The organism is Afipia birgiae 34632 (assembly GCF_000308295.2).
In the GTDB taxonomy this organism is placed as follows: Bacteria; Pseudomonadota; Alphaproteobacteria; order Rhizobiales; family Xanthobacteraceae; genus Afipia; species Afipia birgiae.
The window spans coordinates 2,454,589-2,470,135 of the sequence record NZ_HG326652.1; the positions used below are offsets into that span (position 1 = coordinate 2,454,589).

Consider the following 15,547-nt stretch of genomic DNA (forward strand, 5'->3'; position numbering starts at 1 on the left):
CTTGTCAACATCCGGTCTTTGCTTTCAGTTGCGCAAATGAAAGACACACCAAAATCAGGAACGATCCGCTGGCTTGCTCATCAGGCGGGCGTCTCGGTAGCAACTGTAAGCCGGGCGCTCCGCCATCCCGACACTGTTGCACCGCAAACGCGCGAGCGAATCCTTAAGCTGGTCAATCGACATCAGTTTGTCCCCGACGGACGCGCCGCAACCTTCTCATCGAAACGCACCGGTGTTATCGGCCTGATCGTTCCGACGATTTCGAACTCGATCTATGCGGAATTCACCGAAGCGATCCAGAGCCGGCTCCAAGCCGCCGACCTGAGTCTGCTAATTGCGAATGCTAATTATTCGGCGCAAATTGAACGCGATATCATCCTCAAGTTGATTGAAAGCCGCGTCGAAGGCGTCATTCTGACCGGATACGCGCGCGATGCGGCGCTCTATGATCTGTTGCGCCACTATCGCATTCCGTTCGTTGTAACGTGGTCGACGAGCCCCAAGGCGTCGATCCCTTCGATCTCTTTCGACAACCGCTTGGCGGCAGCCGAAGCCACCGAGATGCTTATCAAGCTTGGGCATCGGCGCATCGGATTGATCTGCGGGATGACCAGCATAAACGATCGGGCCGCGCAACGGCTCGAAGCCTATCGTTCTGTGCTCTTGCGTTACAAAATTCCATTCGATGCAGAACTCGTGTCGGAGCAGCCTTTTGAAATCGAGGTCTCGGCGGACGCGGCAACGCGGCTGATCACACGGACCAATCCACCAACCGCCCTGTTCTGCGCAAACGATATTCAGGCACTCGGAGCACTGTTTGCTTGCCAGCGACTGAATATTCGCGTGCCAAAGGATATTTCCATTATCGGGTTCGACGACCTTCCAATCACGAGGGTCGTGACGCCCCCGCTCTCAAGCGTGCATGTGCCCGCCAAGCGCATGGGTCATGCCGCGGCTGATGCGCTGATCGACGCGGCACGCAAGAGCATTCCGGTGAGGAGCCAGATTATCGGCACAGAGCTAGTCATGCGAGGCAGCACAATGCCCGCTGCCCGTGCGCGAACCAGGGACCGGTAGAACGACCTTTGGCAAAATTAACTCGGAGCCGATCAATCTCACTGAACAAATCTATTATAGATCGCATGTTCGACATCCTTCTAAACAACGCTCGATGATCAGCTAGCCGCCGGGCATCGCTAACTACGATGTGTTGGATCAAAGCAGGCGAACAGGAGCCAGGCTGACCAGAATAAGGACGACCAGGGACCGCGTTACTGCCGCGACAACTCTTCCACCGATGCGGCCAATGAGCGTTGTATCCACGCCGAGGCCGAGCGCGGCCATCGAAACGATTGTCAAAAATTCCGCCGTGTTGGCGATCGACAGAATCGCGGCATTTGGGCATCGTGGGGACGGGTCTGCGAAAGGGCTGGCGTGACTGGCCTGACGTTTTACGACCTGAGAGGCTCTGCGGTGGTTCAGCTGGCCTTGGCTGAGGCGACGGTGCCGCAGATCGCGACCTTTACTGGCCCCAGCCTGAAGGACGTCGAAGCGATCCTTGATGCCCACTACCTCGGTCGCGAGGTGAAGCTTGCCGAAGCAGCGGTGATCAAGCTCGAAGCGAGAACAAAACTGTAAACCGTGCTGTAAACCGCAGTGATTTCTGCGGCGGCCAAATCAGCTAAATGCTTGATTTGCTTGGTGGGCGCACCAGGGCTCGAACCTGGGACCCGCTGATTAAGAGTCAGCTGCTCTACCAACTGAGCTATGCGCCCGGATCCAACCGGATGTCCGTTGAGGACGGCGTCGTTTAGCAAAGCGAACCGGCCATGTCCAGCAAGGCTGACAGGTTTTTCCCGCTCTGGATAACTCTGGATCAGATCAGTTCCAGACAGCAAAAACCGCCGGATTTCGGCGGTTTCTGTCGTCCGGAAAGGGTCTGGAGGGCCGCCTTAGAGGCGCTCTCCGGCACCTCGGTCCCGGCCAGGGCCGCGATCCCGGTCGAATCGATCACCGTCCAGCCCACGCTCGAAGCCGCGTCCGCGCCAGCCGCGATCCCCGCCCATGCGGGTCAGCATGGACAGGCGCCGCTTCTGGCCGTCGTCGAGGCTCTTGTAGAGCGGATCGGCGGCGTCGGCGATCTTCTTCAGGCCAGCGGCGGTCTCCGCCATTCTGTCGGCCCGGTCGCGCAGCCGCGCCATCGGATCGCGGGTCTGATCGGCGGCAGCCGACTTGCCGTCCTGCGAGCTCTTCTGATCCTGCTCCGCGCGGCGGGCCTCGCGTTAGCCAGCGCCATGCGCTGCTTGGCGAAATCGCGCACCGCCGCTTCGACCGGCGGCCACATCTTTTCCTGCTCAGGGCTGAGTTTCAGCCCGGCCTTCACGGCAGCAATCTTCGCATCAACGAAGGCCGCGCGGTCTTCGATGCTCATACGGTGATGATGGTGGCGATGCTGCGCATAGACGGCGGTCGAGCCGATGATCGCAACTGCTGCGACGCCGGCGAGGATAACTTTTTTCATGGGTCATCTCCGAGTGAAACTCCCTCGAAGATGGCAGCAACAGTTCCGCTTTCAACTTAAGCTTTGGACACCTAGGTGAACGCCCATTAATGCAGCAGCCCGTGCTAACGCAACATTCCAAGTGTGCGCGGCAGCCACAGCGAAATCTCTGGAATGTAGGTGATCATGACCAGAAAAATCAGCAACGTGATGAGCCAGGGCAAGACAGCGATTGAAAGCTCGGTGATCCCCATTTTTGCGATGCCGGATGCAACATAGAGATTCAGCCCAACCGGCGGATGGCACATCCCGATTTCCATATTGACGACGATAATGATACCGAAATGCACCGGGTCGATACCAAGCTTGACTGCAATTGGAAAAAGAATGGGCGCCATAATCAGAACGATTGACGATGGCTCCATCACGTTGCCCGCGAGAAGAAGCAACAGATTGACGAGAAGCAGGAATGTGATCCAGTTGATGCCGCTTCCGGTGATCCACGCGGCCATCGTCTGCGGGATCTGTTCGCTCGTCATCAGAAATGAGAACAGCACCGCGTTGGTAACGATGTAAAGAATCATCGCGCTCATGTTCGCAGACGCTAGCAGCACCTTTGGCACGGCCTTCCAGTTCAGATCCTTGTAGATGAACATCTCGATCAGAAAGGCATAGACTGCGCTCATCGCAGCGGCTTCCGTCGGCGTGAACCAGCCGAGGTAAATGCCACCCAGAACAACGACGATAAGAAAAATTCCCCAGGACGAATCCACGAACGCGCGCCAGCGTTCGCCCCACGTCGCTTTCGGGATTCTGGGATAATTGTTCTTCCAGGCGCGATACCAGGTCGTGGCCGACAACATAACCGCGAGAATGAGTCCCGGCACCATTCCGGCCATGAATAACTGGCCCACCGATGCGGAAGCAACCCGCTCGCCATTCGGACCGAAGTAGGTCGCTCCGCTCGTCGATACCGCGTAGATCACCATGATGATCGAAGGCGGAATAAGGTTTCCCAACGCGCCGCCGGTTACAATAATGCCGGCGCCAAAACGTTTCGGATAGCCGATCGCAAGCATCGCCGGCAGCATGATCGAACCGATCGCCACTACCGTGGCCGGAGACGATCCTGATACGGCGGAGAACAGCGCGGCAGCCATCGTTCCGGCGATGCCTAATCCGCCGGCCCAGTGGCCTATCATGGTCCTCGCGAACTCGATCATGCGTCTTGCGACGCCGCCATGAGTCAGGAAATTACCCGCCAGGATGAAGAACGGAATCGCCATGATCTCGAACTTCTCAATCCCCGTGAACAGCTTCAGCGCCACGGATTCAATCGGCACCGAGGTCATGAAGAACAGGAAGGACAGCACTGTGAGGCCAAGCGCGATGGAAATCGGCATGCCAGTCAGCATGAGGGCGATCAGAAGCCCGAAGATCACCAAGCTGCTCATTGGCGAACACCCAGTTCGCCGCCGCCGGTAGCTCTAACTTCGAGCGCCTCGAGGCCTTCCACTTCGCTCTCGTTGTGATGCGGCAATTCGCCGGTGTGCCAGAAACTGTAAGCCACCTGCAGGAAGCGAAAACACATCAGGTATGATCCGAGCGGCACGCAGAGATAAACAATCCAGCTCGGAATTTCGAGATCGGGCGATGTCTGATCGGTCTGCGCCAGACCGAGCACAAACTTCAGGCCCATCGTTCCCACGACGAACGTGAAGAAGGCGCCACCCATAAGCCCGAAAAGAATGGTGGCTTTTTTGTAGGCCGGCTTGAGCATCAGGACCAGCACGTCGACGCCGACATGGATGCCTGTGCGAACGCCATAGGCCGCGCCGAACTTTGCCATCCACACGAACATGTAGATGCACAGTTCCTGCGCCCACGAGAAATGAATCTGGATCAGATACGGATACAGAAACGATATGCCGGTTCCGTAACGATGGACGACGGCCAGGAAAATGACAATCGTCGCTGCCGCGATGAGCGTGGCGATCAGGATTTCCTCGAAACGATCGAGGATGCGCAGAAATAATTTCAAGGCTTGCCCCTACCCGCACCAGCCGCTTTTTTTGCGTTCTGGTCTTCAGCCATCGCCCCGCATCGTTGCGGCAGATGGAAAAATGGACCGCCGTCCCGGCCCATTCTCATCGTGTCGTGACGACCCGTTTTAGTTGGTCTTGGCGTTGGCTTCCTTCTGAAATGCGTCGATCAGGTCCTTGCCGACCCGCGACGCCATATCGGTCGTCACCGGCTCAAGGGCCTTCATCCATTCGGCACGCTCGGCGGGCGTCGGTTCATGAAAGGTCGTGGTGCCAGCCTTTTTCATCGCCTCGATCGCATCGTCGTTCTCTTTCTGCGCGATCGCATTGGAGAACTCGGTCGCCTCCGCCACGGCCTTTTCGAGCTGCGGCTTCACGTCGGCGGGCAATCCGTCCCAGAACTTCTTGTTCACGATCACCACATAGCCGATGTAGCCATGGTTCGAGACCGTGATGTGCTTCTGAACCTCGTGCATTTTCTGGGTATAGACATTCGACGGCACATTCTCGTTGCCGTCGACCACGCCCGATTGCATCGCCTGATAGACTTCGGAGAAAGCCATGACCTGCGGAATGGCACCAAGCGCGCGCATTTGCGCTTCCAGCACCTTGGACGACTGGATCCGCATTTTCAGCCCGCGAAAGTCTGCGACCTTATGCATCGGCTTGTTCGCCGTCATGATCTTGAAGCCGTTGTCCCAGTAAGCGAGACCGGTGATGCCCTTCGGCTCCAGCTTGGCCAGAAGGTTTTTTCCGATCGGCCCCTTGGTGATGCGGCCCAGCGCAGCCTTGTCCGGCAGGATGTAGGGGAGATCGAAGACCTCGAATTCCTTCACACCGAGCGGCCCGAACTTCGCCAGCGATGGCGCCAGCATTTGCACCGCGCCGAGCTGAAGCGCTTCGACCTCTTCCTTGTCCTTGTAGAGCTGCGAGTTCGGGTAGACCTCAACCTTCACCTTGCCGTTGGTGTATCTCTCGGCGAGTTCCTTGAATCTCTCTGCACCCTGCCCCTTTGGCGTATTGGGCGTAACGACGTGACTAAACTTGATCACGATCGGCGATTGCGCCGTGGCGGGTCCGGCGAGCACAAGCGTCGCGACTGAGGCCGCAGCCAGAATGAATTTTTTCATGTTTCCTCCGAGTAACGGCTGAACCGCTGATTTCACCGCGGCTCTGAATCCCTCACGACCCGACCATCTCAGATGGAGCAGGTCAAGACTATTGCCCCTTAGAAGGGACCTACGCCGTGCTGCAACGCAAAAGGCGGTGCATCGTTCAATGCGCCGCCTTCTCGGAATGTCTGCAGATAATCTGGCTGTCAGTGCCCCGCGGCAGCCACCGCAGGCATGTCACGCTGCTTCTTCATGACGATCTTGTTCAAGGCGCTGAGATAAGCCTTCGCCGAAGCCACCAGCGTATCAGGATCCGCAGCGCGTGCCGTCACGGAACGTCCGTCTTGCGACAGCCGCACCGAGACCTCGGCCTGCGCATCGGTGCCGGCGGTCACCGCATGGACCTGATAGAGCTCCAGCTTCGCTTCATTCGGTACCAGCGACTTGATGCAGTTGAACGTCGCATCCACCGGACCGTTGCCCTCGGCCTCCTCGATTTTGATTTGACCTTCGATGTCGAGTTTCATGGTCGCCCGTTGCGGTCCGTGCGTACCGGCAATCACTGTCAATGACACGAGATGAATCCGATCGTGCGAATGAGCGATCTCCTGATCGACCAACGCCTCGATATCCTCGTCGTAGATGTCCTTCTTGCGGTCGGCCAGCGCCTTGAAGCGCACGAAGGCATCTTCCAACTGGTTGCTGGCGAGTTTGTAGCCCATCTCCTCCAGCTTGTGGATGAAGGCATGGCGGCCGGAATGCTTGCCCATCACCAGCGAGGTCTGTTTCACGCCGACCGTTTCCGGCAGCATGATCTCGTAGGTCTGCGCGTTCTTGAGCATGCCGTCCTGATGGATGCCGCTCTCGTGCGCGAAGGCATTACGCCCGACGATGGCCTTGTTGTACTGCACCGGGAACGACGTCGCCGCAGCCACGGACTTTGATGCTCGTGTCAGCATCGTCGTGTCGATGTTGTTCCAGTATGGCAACTTGTCATTACGCACGCGCATCGCCATCACGACTTCCTCGAGCGCGGCGTTGCCCGCACGCTCGCCGATGCCGTTGATGGTGCATTCGATCTGCCGCGCACCTGCACGCACGCCGGCCAGCGAATTCGCCACCGCCATGCCGAGGTCGTTATGGCAGTGCACCGAGAACACCGCCTTGTCGGAATTCGGCACCGTCTCGCGCACGCGCTTGAACAGGTCGTAGTACTCCTCCGGCACGCTATAGCCGACGGTGTCCGGGATGTTGATGGTGGTCGCACCGGCTTTGATCGCCGATTCCACGCAGCGGCACAGGAAGTCGAACTCCGTGCGGGTGCCGTCTTCAGACGACCACTCGACGTCATCGGTGTGATTGCGCGCTCGGGTGACCTGCGAGATCACCAGCTCATGCACGTCTGCCGGCTCCATTTGCAGCTTGTACTTCATGTGCACCGGTGAGGTGGACAGGAACGTGTGGATGCGACCGCGGCGCGCCGGGCGGATCGCTTCGGCACAGCGGTCGATGTCCTTGTGGGCCGCGCGGGAGAGACCGCAAACCACCGCATTCTTCGTACGCTTGGCGATTTCGCGTACGGCTTCGAAATCACCATCGGAGGCGATCGGAAAACCGGCCTCGATAATATCTACGCCCATGGAGTCGAGCAGATCCGCGACTTCGAGCTTTTCCTCGAAGGTCATGGTCGCGCCGGGGCATTGCTCGCCGTCACGCAACGTAGTGTCGAAAATAACGACGCGGTCCTTGTCGGACTTGTTCGCGGTGGTCATAGGAAAAATCCTTTGGTCAGATGCGCCACTTCAGGACGCTCGGGTTTCGGTGCTGTCTTCGAACCCCTGAGTGCCCAGGCGCAAACGCCCAGACGGCCCTCAGGGGCAGATAAGAAGCAGAAGCCCGCCAAGAAGGGACGAGAACGAAGCAGCAGGACGCGCGTTCGGACCAGCAGCAATTGCCGCCGTTCCTTGCCGTCCCTGAGTGCCGCCGCGAATCATCAATTCGGTCCCCGAAAAACGCATAATCGGCCCAAAACCGTTGATGGATGGTTGCCGAAGCGTCTGATGGGGCCGTTTCTAGACGAGAAAGGCAAGGTCCCGCAACGCCAAATATTAGTCAGGAAAGCTGCCCTATCTGCCGCCGACGTTTACCCAGGGACTAGAGCCCCCGCTGGGCGGAAGCCTCTCGCCTGGTATCCGTGCCAAGTAAAGCATGCCGCAGACCCTTCACGGTCGTTGTGATCTTTGCCCAGCCGCATGACAGGGCATCGACCTTGCAGACATCCTTGCGAACGCGTGCCCGGCTGACGGGAGCGGTTTGCTTCGCAGTGACCTTTGGCAGTGCTGATTTCTGATAGCTGATTGGCCTGATCTGGTTGTTGATCGCAGCAATTGCCTGCCCGGGATCTACAGCTTCGGGAGTTTCCCGGTTCGTTTCGAGATAGGCCAGATATTCCTGATCCATCCGCTTGAGTTCTTGCTGCGTTGGATTAGGACCGGCGATGTCGAAGTGACGATTCTGCATGAAATCAAAATAGGTATAGCCGCCGCCAGCCTTGCGGCGGCCCGCAAATCTTGAATCGCATTCCGAAATGATTTTTGCGTGGGCGTCCTTCGACAGACCGGGTTGCTGCGCGCTTTGGGAGCACTCCTCGAAGTCTTTCGGCGTGTAAAGTCTCCACCACTCGGCATGCGCCCGCATCGGGCTCGACGCAACGCCGAGGCCGGTCAAGAGGACCAACAATACAAACGTGCGCAGATTGGCCACCAAAGGAATCCTCACCCGTCTGCATAATATTTCCAGCGGGCTTCCTCTGCAATATGCGATGTGTGCGCTGTGAATTGCGGGGGTGGGCAAATATGGGTCGTATTCCGGTTAGGCAGTTCCCCTTCAGGTTCCCGCGGCCTTGGCTTTCGACACACGAACCGGGGCCCGTCCCTCTCGTTCAAGCGCGCCCCTCATCTTTTTCAGTTCACCAGCGTCGCTCTTGTCCACTTCAGGAAATTTCAGGTTCAGTTTTTCCATCGCGGTCACAATGGCCGAGCTGATCACGACGCGAGCGAACCATTTATGGTCAGCAGGCACGACAATCCACGGCGCATGTTTCGCCGATGTATGGTGGATCAGATCCTGATAGGCGGCCTGATACTTGTCCCATAGCTTGCGCTCGGCCACATCCCCCAGCGAGAATTTCCAGTTCTTGGCCGGATCTTCGAGACGATCGAGAAACCGCTGGCGCTGCTCCTCCTTCGAGATGTTGAGAAAGAACTTCAGCATCAGCGTGCCGTTGCGCGCGAGATACTTCTCGAACGCCGAAATATCTTCGAAGCGTTCGCTCCAGATGTTCTTGGTCACGAGTTCCTGCGGAATTCGCTGCTCCGCCAGAATTTCCGGATGGACGCGGACCACCAGCAATTCTTCGTAATAAGAGCGGTTGAAGATGCCGATACGACCGCGTTCAGGGGTGCACTTCGATGTGCGCCACATGAAATCGTGGTCGAGTTCTTTCGTGGACGGCTGCTTGAACGAATAGACCTGACAGCCCTGCGGATTGATACCCGACATCACGTTTTCGATCGCGCTGTCCTTGCCCGCCGCATCCATGCCCTGAAAGATCAGCAGCACCGACCAGCGATCCTGCGCATAGAGCTTTTCCTGCAATTCGCGCATCCGCCCGCGGTTGGCGTCAACGAGTTCGCGCGCCGCCTCCTTGTCGAGACCACCCTTCTCGCCGGGCTTGTGCGACTTGAGATGAAATTCCTGCGAACCGTCGACCCGGAACGGGTCCACGTAGGACTTCAACTGCTTGGCGCCTGGTTGTAGGGACCTGCCATTTTTGGCCATGACGAGACATGCTCCGTTTGGTCGCGACGACGCTACACGGCAGAGGACCCGTCCGCCAGTACCGGGCCGTCGACAGGCTGATACCGATGGTCCATCATGACGGCATGATCAACGCCGCGCCCGCCATCGCCTACGAGAACGTCGGCAAGAGTTTCGAGCAGGGCCGCACAAGGGCCGTTGACGATGTCTCGCTCAATGTGGCTACCGGAGATTTTCTAGCCATTGTCGGCGGCTCCGGCTCCGGAAAGACCACGCTGCTGCGGCTGGCCAACCGGCTGATCGCTCCCGACAGCGGCACGGTGCATGTGCAAGGCAAAGACGTGCGCGGCGTCGATCCGATCGCGCTACGCCGGAGCATTGGATACGTGTTCCAGAGCGACGGGCTGTTTCCGCATATGACCGTCGGCGGCAATATTGGCATCACACCGCGGTTGCTGGGAACGCCTGCCCAAGAGATTTCGACACGCGTCGATGAACTGATCGATCTGGTGCAGCTCGAACGCCCACACCGCGACCGGTTTCCACATGAGCTTTCCGGCGGGCAACGGCAGCGCGTCGGTGTCGCCCGCGCCTTGGCGGCGAAGCCAGCCATCGTGCTGATGGACGAGCCGTTCGGCGCGCTCGATCCTCTTACTCGCGACGCCCTCGGCGAGGACTATCGCGCACTTCATCGCAGCCTCGGTCTGACCACGGTTATGATCACCCACGACATGACGGAAGCCCTGCTGCTTGCGGATCGCGTCGCAGTGATGCGCGCCGGACGACTGGTTGCGCAAGGCACGGCGCTGGATTTGTCGGGAAGTACGGACGCCTATGTCGGTGAATTGCTCAACACACCGCGGCGACAGGCGGAGCGACTGCAGGAATTGCTGCCGAAGGACCGGGCATGAATTTCTTGTCCGATCCACGCTGGAGCGATGCGCTGACTCGGCTGCCGGACTATCTCGGCAGCCATGTCCGCGTCAGCCTTGCCGCCCTGGCGCTCGGCCTCGCGATCAGTTTCCCGCTAGCCCTGATCGTGCGGCGGCAGCCGGTGCTGCGCGACATCGTGCTCGGCGTTGCCAGCATTGTGCAGACCGTACCCGGCCTCGCCCTGCTCGCGCTGTTCTATCCGCTGCTGCTGGCGCTGGCGGGCCTGTCGCTGCAATGGTTCGGGCAAGGCTTTTCAGCATTCGGATTCTTGCCCTCGGTGCTGGCGCTCGCGCTGTACAGCATGTTGCCGGTGCTGCGAAACACCATCACGGGATTGCAGGGCATCGATCCGGCGATCATCGAGGCTGCGGAAGGCGTCGGCATGACGCGACGGCAATCGCTGACCATGGTCGAGCTACCACTCGCGCTGCCGGTGATCATGGCAGGTATCAGGACGGCCGCTGTCTGGGTGATCGGCACCGCGACGCTCTCCACGCCGATCGGTCAGACAAGCCTTGGCAATTATATCTTCGCCGGATTGCAGACCCAGAACTGGGTGTTCGTGCTATTCGGCTGCGTTGCAGCCGCAGCCCTGGCGCTGGCGGTCGATCAACTGCTGGCGCTGATCGAAGGCGGCGTACGGTTGCACAGCCGCAAGCGCATCATTTTCGGTTGCCTCGGCCTGATGGCGCTGATCGTAGTGACGCTGATGCCGTCAATGGCGCGGGCGAAGACAAACTATGTGGTCGGCGCCAAGACATTCACAGAACAGTACGTGCTGTCGGCGCTGATCGCACAGCGCCTGCAGGTGGCGGGATTGCCGGCGAGCCCGCGCGAAGGCCTCGGCTCCAACGTGATCTTCGAGGCGCTCGCGTCCGGCGACATAGACATCTATGTCGACTATTCCGGCACCCTCTGGGCCAATCAGCTCAAGCGCACCGAGATCAAATCCCGCAAGGAGTTACTGAGCGATCTGACGACCACGCTCAAGGACAAGTACGGCATCACCGTGCTCGGCGAGCTCGGCTTTGAGAATGCCTATGCACTGGTGCTACCGCGCAAGCGCGCCGAGGAACTCGGTATCCGCACCATCGCCGATCTCGCGCCCCGCGCGTCACCGCTGTCGATCGCAGGCGACTACGAATTCTTCTCGCGGCCGGAATGGGCGGCCCTGCGGCAGAGCTACAACCTGTCGTTCCGCCAGCAGCGGCAGATGCAGCCGGACTTCATGTATGCGGCGGTGGCGTCCGGTGAGGTCGATGTGATCGCGGGCTACACCAGCGACGGGTTGATTGCGAAGTACGATCTCGTCGTCTTGGGGGACCCGAAATCCTCGATCCCGCCCTATGACGCCATCGTGCTCATTTCGCCGAAGCGCGCCGGAGACCAGGCACTTCGCAACGCACTACGGCCGCTTCTCGGAAAAATCGATATTGCTACGATACGCGAAGCGAACCTGCGCGCTGCGGGCGGCGACAGCAACAGCTCGCCGGACGCCGTTGCGCGATGGCTATGGGAGAAGATTGCGAAGCGCTAGAGGTTCTTGACGAACCCAGCATCGATCAGCAGGCGATTGAAGCGTTTGGCTTCCGTACCCTCCCGGCACGAATAGAACAGACCCCGGCAGCGAAGCATGATCTTTTTCTGCTCGATGAATGTTGAATCGAGCGGAACACCCGCCGCCTCCTGAACCGCGAGCGGCAGATAGACCGCGTCCAGCGTCTCCAGCGCCGATGACATATCGGGCTTGTAGTTGAGCGCATCGATTGCATAGTAGGTTTTGTAGTAGCGCGGATCATGGTTCATGATGCGATCAGCCAGCTTGGCCTGAGGCAGCTTTGGCTCCAACAGCTTCTGCGAGATCGCCGGCTGATGATCGCCGAAGCGCACCAGCAGGAACGGTTCATTTGGATGATCGGTTTTAAGGCGCTCAACAAAACTTGCGTAATCCGAGGCGGTCATGGCCTGACGGCGGATGTACTCGTCCACTTCGGCGGTGTTACCCGGCGCTGTCCATCCAGCAGGCGTCAGATCCGGCCGGTAGCTCGTCGTCCAGGGGAAATGATTGGCTGTGAGGTACACCAGCACGAACATCGGCTGGTTGGCCTTCCGCTCACGCGCGATCAAGTGCAACGCCTGATCGAAGTAGAACCTGTCCGGTTGCATATCCTCACTGACGCCCATCTCGGCCATGTCGATAAATTTGTCGATCCCGGCAGACGTCTGAAAGCTGCGCGCGCTGAGAAAATCCCCGTAGGTCGGGTACAACGAGAATGTGCGGTAGCCGCAGCGCTGCAAGGCCTGCGGCAGGCCGCGCGAAATCTTGCCCGCCGCGATTCTCGTGACATAGAACTTGAGCTTGCCAAACGACCGTGCCGACAGCCCGGTCAGAACGTTGAACTCCGTGTACCAGGTCGGGCCACCGGCGGATTCCGCAACGAACGTTCGCTGCCGTCCATCAGCCGACTTGAAAAAGTCGTGGTAATTTTCCGGCACCTTGATGCCTGGTGCGGCGCTGATGTCGAAGCTTGACTCATCGAGCACCATGACGATGTTCGGCCGCTTGGCGCCCGGCACACATTCCGTCTCAGGCGGCGCAGCGCGCGCGGACCCGATCATGTTCGGCGGGTCGGCCTCGATCCAGCCCGTCGATGTCAGATGCGATACCGACACAACGCCGGATCGCGCCAGATTTGAGATGTGATTGACGCCCTGGAATGGCTCCCACGGCTGCTCTGGATAGATGATCGACAGTCCTGCGATCAACGCAATACACGCAACCGCGCCAACCGCGGACACCGCCCGACGAATACGGAACGGGTCCGCCCGCCAGATCAGCCACATCGCCGGCACTGCGATAGCCGCAAGTACAAAGGATTGCGTCTTGAGCTGCGGGAAGATCGAATGCAGGAAGGAGACCGTATCGCGGTCGATGATGAGAAAATCCAGGAACGTCAGCGTGAGCTGCGTGATCCCGTATTTGAATTGCGACAGCGCAATCAGGACCGCAACCAGAGCCAGCGACAGGGCGGCCGACACGCCGGGCCTGCGCAGCGCGATCAGCGACAGGAAGTTCAGCAGCGCCCATGTCAGCAGCGCCAGCGTCATCGCGAACGGCCCGTATTCGACCGATGCCAAAAGATACACGGCAACCAGATGCATCGCGGCGATCAGCGCAACGCGCAGACTCCAGAGCCATCCGTGCTCCCCGAACCGCTTCAACAGAAGCTGAAGTCTGCCGGAAAGGATCGATGTCGTGACGTTTGACATGAAGCGGTTCCGTTGCGGCTAAAGGTTCTTGATGAACCCGGCGTCAATCAGCAAGCGATTGAAGCGCCGCGCCTCAGCCCCGTCCTTGCAGGAGTAAAACAGCCCCTTGCAGCGGAGCATGATCTTCTTCTGCTCCTCGAAAGACGGATCGAGCGGAATACCGGCGGCATCCTGAACCACCAGCGGCAAATAGGCCGCGTCGATGGTTTCCATCGCAGTCGGGCTGCCAACCGGTTTGAAGTTGACCGAGTCGATGGCGTAGTAGGTCGCGTAATATCGCGGATCATAGACCATCAGCCGCTTGGCAATGTCATCCTCGGTCAGATTTGGCTCGATGATGAGCGACGAGAATTCCGGCTGGTGATCGCCATAACGCACGATCAAAAACGGTTCAGTTGGAAACTGCTTCTTCAGCTTCGTAACAAACGCGTTGTAGTCCTGCGCGCTCATGGTCTGGCGGCGCAGGTATTCATCAATCTTCGGCTCGTTACCAAGGGTGCGCCAAGCCGGCGTCTGCTCCGGGCGGAAAGTGGACACCCAAGGGAAGTGATTGGCGCCGAGATAGACATACATGAAGACCGGCGTGCCCTGCTTCTCCTGCGACAGCAGCCGGACTGCGTTGTCATAGAAGAAGCCGTCGGTCTCGATACCTTTCGCGCCGAGATCGCGTGCGTCGTAGAATTTCTGGATGCCGGTGGTGGTCTGGAAAGTTCGCGCGCTCATGAACGCGCCGTAGGCGGGATAGAGCGATACAGTGCTGTAGCCACAGCGGCGCAACGCCAGCGGCAGACCGCGCTCGACCCGGCCGGATGCGATGCGGGTCACGAAATACGAGAACCGCCCGAACGAGCGCGACGAAAGACCGGTTAGCACGTTGTATTCCGTCAGCCAACTCGAGCCGCCGTTGCTTTCAGCGAGAAACTTTCGCGTCTTGCCGTCGCCAGACGTGAAATGCCTGCCGTAACCGGCAGGCACCTTGATCTGCGGCGCCGAGCGGATGTCGTAGCTCGATTCATCATGGATCATGATGATATGCGGACGCCGCCCTGCCGGATGGCACGCTTCTTCCAAGGGAAGCTTCAGGCGCTCGAGCGCGGCCGCGTCGGATTCCATAAACCCGCCATTAGCGAAATCGGACACCGCTATCACGCCGGAGCGCGCGAACTTTGAGATGTAGTTGTCTGCGTAATATCCGCGCCAGTCTTCCTGCGGCCAGGTCAGCGAGAAGCCCGCGAGTCCCGCAATACAGACGAGCGCCGTGACCGCCGCCGGCAACCGGCGGATGCGAAATGGGTCGAGCCGCCACAGGGCAATCATCAAGGGAACGATCAGCAACGCTGAAATCACCGCGGACCAGCGCAGGTTCGGGAAGATCGTGAACAGGAACGCGATGCTATCGCGGTCGATCATCATGAGATCGACGAAGTTGACGGTCATCTGCACGATGTCGTGCTTGAGGCGCGACAGCAGCACCAGCACAACAATCATCGTCAGCGACAGCGCGCCTGACAGCGCAGGCCGCCGCAGCAACGCGATCCACGAAAAATTCAACGCTCCCCAGCACAGCAGGAAGACGAGACGCGAGCCGAAATCCGTTTCGGTTTGCAGCAAAATGCCAAGGGCCGCGAGATGCGGCATCGCCACCGCGAGAAGCCGCCAATACCCGACAGGTGCAAGAGCGCCCGTGACCGCGCTTGCGGGAGGCAGCGTAGGCGGTACTGAGGTCGGCGGGGGCAACATGCCTTTGACGCGAACTACACCCGGCACTGTCCTGACGCCTTTACTGGCGGCGGCCAGGAGGCAAACCGTGCGGCCGGTAACCGCGACGTGTCACAAAATCGTAGTAGAACCGTCATAGACGCGCAACTTGA

The 15,547-nt window shown here is 59.3% G+C and carries 12 protein-coding genes, 1 tRNA gene and 1 pseudogene; 4 read left to right on the forward strand and 10 right to left on the reverse strand.

Translation table 11 applies throughout. The annotated features are described in order from the left end of the window. Positions 1–36: 36 nt before the first annotated feature. Positions 37–1,077 (forward strand): LacI family DNA-binding transcriptional regulator, encoded by a 1,041-nt coding sequence (locus BN32_RS11540; protein WP_019198352.1) that lies wholly within the window; start codon positions 37–39, stop codon positions 1,075–1,077. Positions 1,078–1,434: 357 nt separating this feature from the next. Beyond that, entirely contained in the window at positions 1,435–1,638 is a 204-nt protein-coding gene (locus BN32_RS11545) for a hypothetical protein (RefSeq protein ID WP_019198354.1), read from the forward strand. 61 nt (positions 1,639–1,699) lie between these two features. Here BN32_RS11545 and BN32_RS11550 read toward each other — a convergent pair. The 8 genes and pseudogenes from BN32_RS11550 to BN32_RS11585 form a co-directional block, all read right to left on the reverse strand. Beyond that, positions 1,700–1,775 (reverse strand) — tRNA-Lys (locus BN32_RS11550). Between the two features lie 177 nt (positions 1,776–1,952). After that, positions 1,953–2,521 (reverse strand): annotated as a pseudogene (locus BN32_RS11555) (Spy/CpxP family protein refolding chaperone). 104 nt (positions 2,522–2,625) lie between these two features. Beyond that, positions 2,626–3,954: a TRAP transporter large permease gene (locus BN32_RS11560; protein WP_019198355.1), complete on the reverse strand. Its 1,329-nt coding sequence runs from the start codon at positions 3,952–3,954 to the stop codon at positions 2,626–2,628. Continuing rightward, complete coding sequence (locus BN32_RS11565; RefSeq protein ID WP_019198356.1) at positions 3,951–4,541, reverse strand: TRAP transporter small permease; 591 nt, start codon at positions 4,539–4,541, stop codon at positions 3,951–3,953. The genes BN32_RS11560 and BN32_RS11565 overlap by 4 nt, the downstream gene beginning before the upstream one ends. Before the next feature lie 129 nt (positions 4,542–4,670). Further along, positions 4,671–5,672: a TRAP transporter substrate-binding protein gene (locus tag BN32_RS11570; RefSeq protein WP_019198357.1), complete on the reverse strand. Its 1,002-nt coding sequence runs from the start codon at positions 5,670–5,672 to the stop codon at positions 4,671–4,673. A 188-nt stretch (positions 5,673–5,860) separates the two neighbouring features. Continuing rightward, positions 5,861–7,426, reverse strand: a complete 1,566-nt coding sequence (locus tag BN32_RS11575; RefSeq protein WP_019198358.1) for a 2-isopropylmalate synthase — start codon at positions 7,424–7,426, stop codon at positions 5,861–5,863. A 382-nt stretch (positions 7,427–7,808) separates the two neighbouring features. After that, the gene (locus BN32_RS11580; RefSeq protein WP_040426331.1) at positions 7,809–8,417 is read right to left on the reverse strand and encodes a hypothetical protein; all 609 of its coding nucleotides are present in this window, start codon (positions 8,415–8,417) and stop codon (positions 7,809–7,811) included. Positions 8,418–8,540: 123 nt separating this feature from the next. After that, complete coding sequence (locus BN32_RS11585; protein ID WP_040425658.1) at positions 8,541–9,494, reverse strand: polyphosphate kinase 2 family protein; 954 nt, start codon at positions 9,492–9,494, stop codon at positions 8,541–8,543. A 104-nt stretch (positions 9,495–9,598) separates the two neighbouring features. On the opposite strand from BN32_RS11585, the gene BN32_RS11590 reads away from it, so the two are divergent. Next, a complete protein-coding gene (locus BN32_RS11590) occupies positions 9,599–10,384 on the forward strand; it encodes an ATP-binding cassette domain-containing protein (protein ID WP_040426333.1) in 786 nt (261 codons plus the stop codon). After that, positions 10,381–11,943 carry an ABC transporter permease/substrate-binding protein gene (locus BN32_RS11595; RefSeq protein WP_019198362.1) on the forward strand — a complete coding sequence of 521 codons (1,563 nt, stop codon included), beginning with the start codon at positions 10,381–10,383 and terminating at the stop codon, positions 11,941–11,943. The genes BN32_RS11590 and BN32_RS11595 overlap by 4 nt, the downstream gene beginning before the upstream one ends. Here BN32_RS11595 and BN32_RS11600 read toward each other — a convergent pair. Further along, positions 11,940–13,676: an LTA synthase family protein gene (locus tag BN32_RS11600; RefSeq protein ID WP_019198363.1), complete on the reverse strand. Its 1,737-nt coding sequence runs from the start codon at positions 13,674–13,676 to the stop codon at positions 11,940–11,942. The two genes, BN32_RS11595 and BN32_RS11600, sit on opposite strands and share 4 nt — an antisense overlap. 18 nt (positions 13,677–13,694) lie before the next feature. Continuing rightward, positions 13,695–15,416: a sulfatase-like hydrolase/transferase gene (locus BN32_RS11605; RefSeq protein WP_040425659.1), complete on the reverse strand. Its 1,722-nt coding sequence runs from the start codon at positions 15,414–15,416 to the stop codon at positions 13,695–13,697. Between the last annotated feature and the right edge of the window lie 131 nt (positions 15,417–15,547).

Coding starts and splice junctions, on each gene's coding strand:
- BN32_RS11590 (WP_040426333.1), top strand. CDS start 9,599: ATGATCAACGCCGCGCCCGCCATCGCCTACGAGAACGTCGGCAAGAGT.
- BN32_RS11600 (WP_019198363.1), bottom strand. CDS start 13,676: ATGTCAAACGTCACGACATCGATCCTTTCCGGCAGACTTCAGCTTCTG.
- BN32_RS11560 (WP_019198355.1), bottom strand. CDS start 3,954: ATGAGCAGCTTGGTGATCTTCGGGCTTCTGATCGCCCTCATGCTGACT.
- BN32_RS11540 (WP_019198352.1), top strand. CDS start 37: ATGAAAGACACACCAAAATCAGGAACGATCCGCTGGCTTGCTCATCAG.
- BN32_RS11570 (WP_019198357.1), bottom strand. CDS start 5,672: ATGAAAAAATTCATTCTGGCTGCGGCCTCAGTCGCGACGCTTGTGCTC.
- BN32_RS11575 (WP_019198358.1), bottom strand. CDS start 7,426: ATGACCACCGCGAACAAGTCCGACAAGGACCGCGTCGTTATTTTCGAC.
- BN32_RS11605 (WP_040425659.1), bottom strand. CDS start 15,416: ATGTTGCCCCCGCCGACCTCAGTACCGCCTACGCTGCCTCCCGCAAGC.
- BN32_RS11585 (WP_040425658.1), bottom strand. CDS start 9,494: ATGGCCAAAAATGGCAGGTCCCTACAACCAGGCGCCAAGCAGTTGAAG.
- BN32_RS11595 (WP_019198362.1), top strand. CDS start 10,381: ATGAATTTCTTGTCCGATCCACGCTGGAGCGATGCGCTGACTCGGCTG.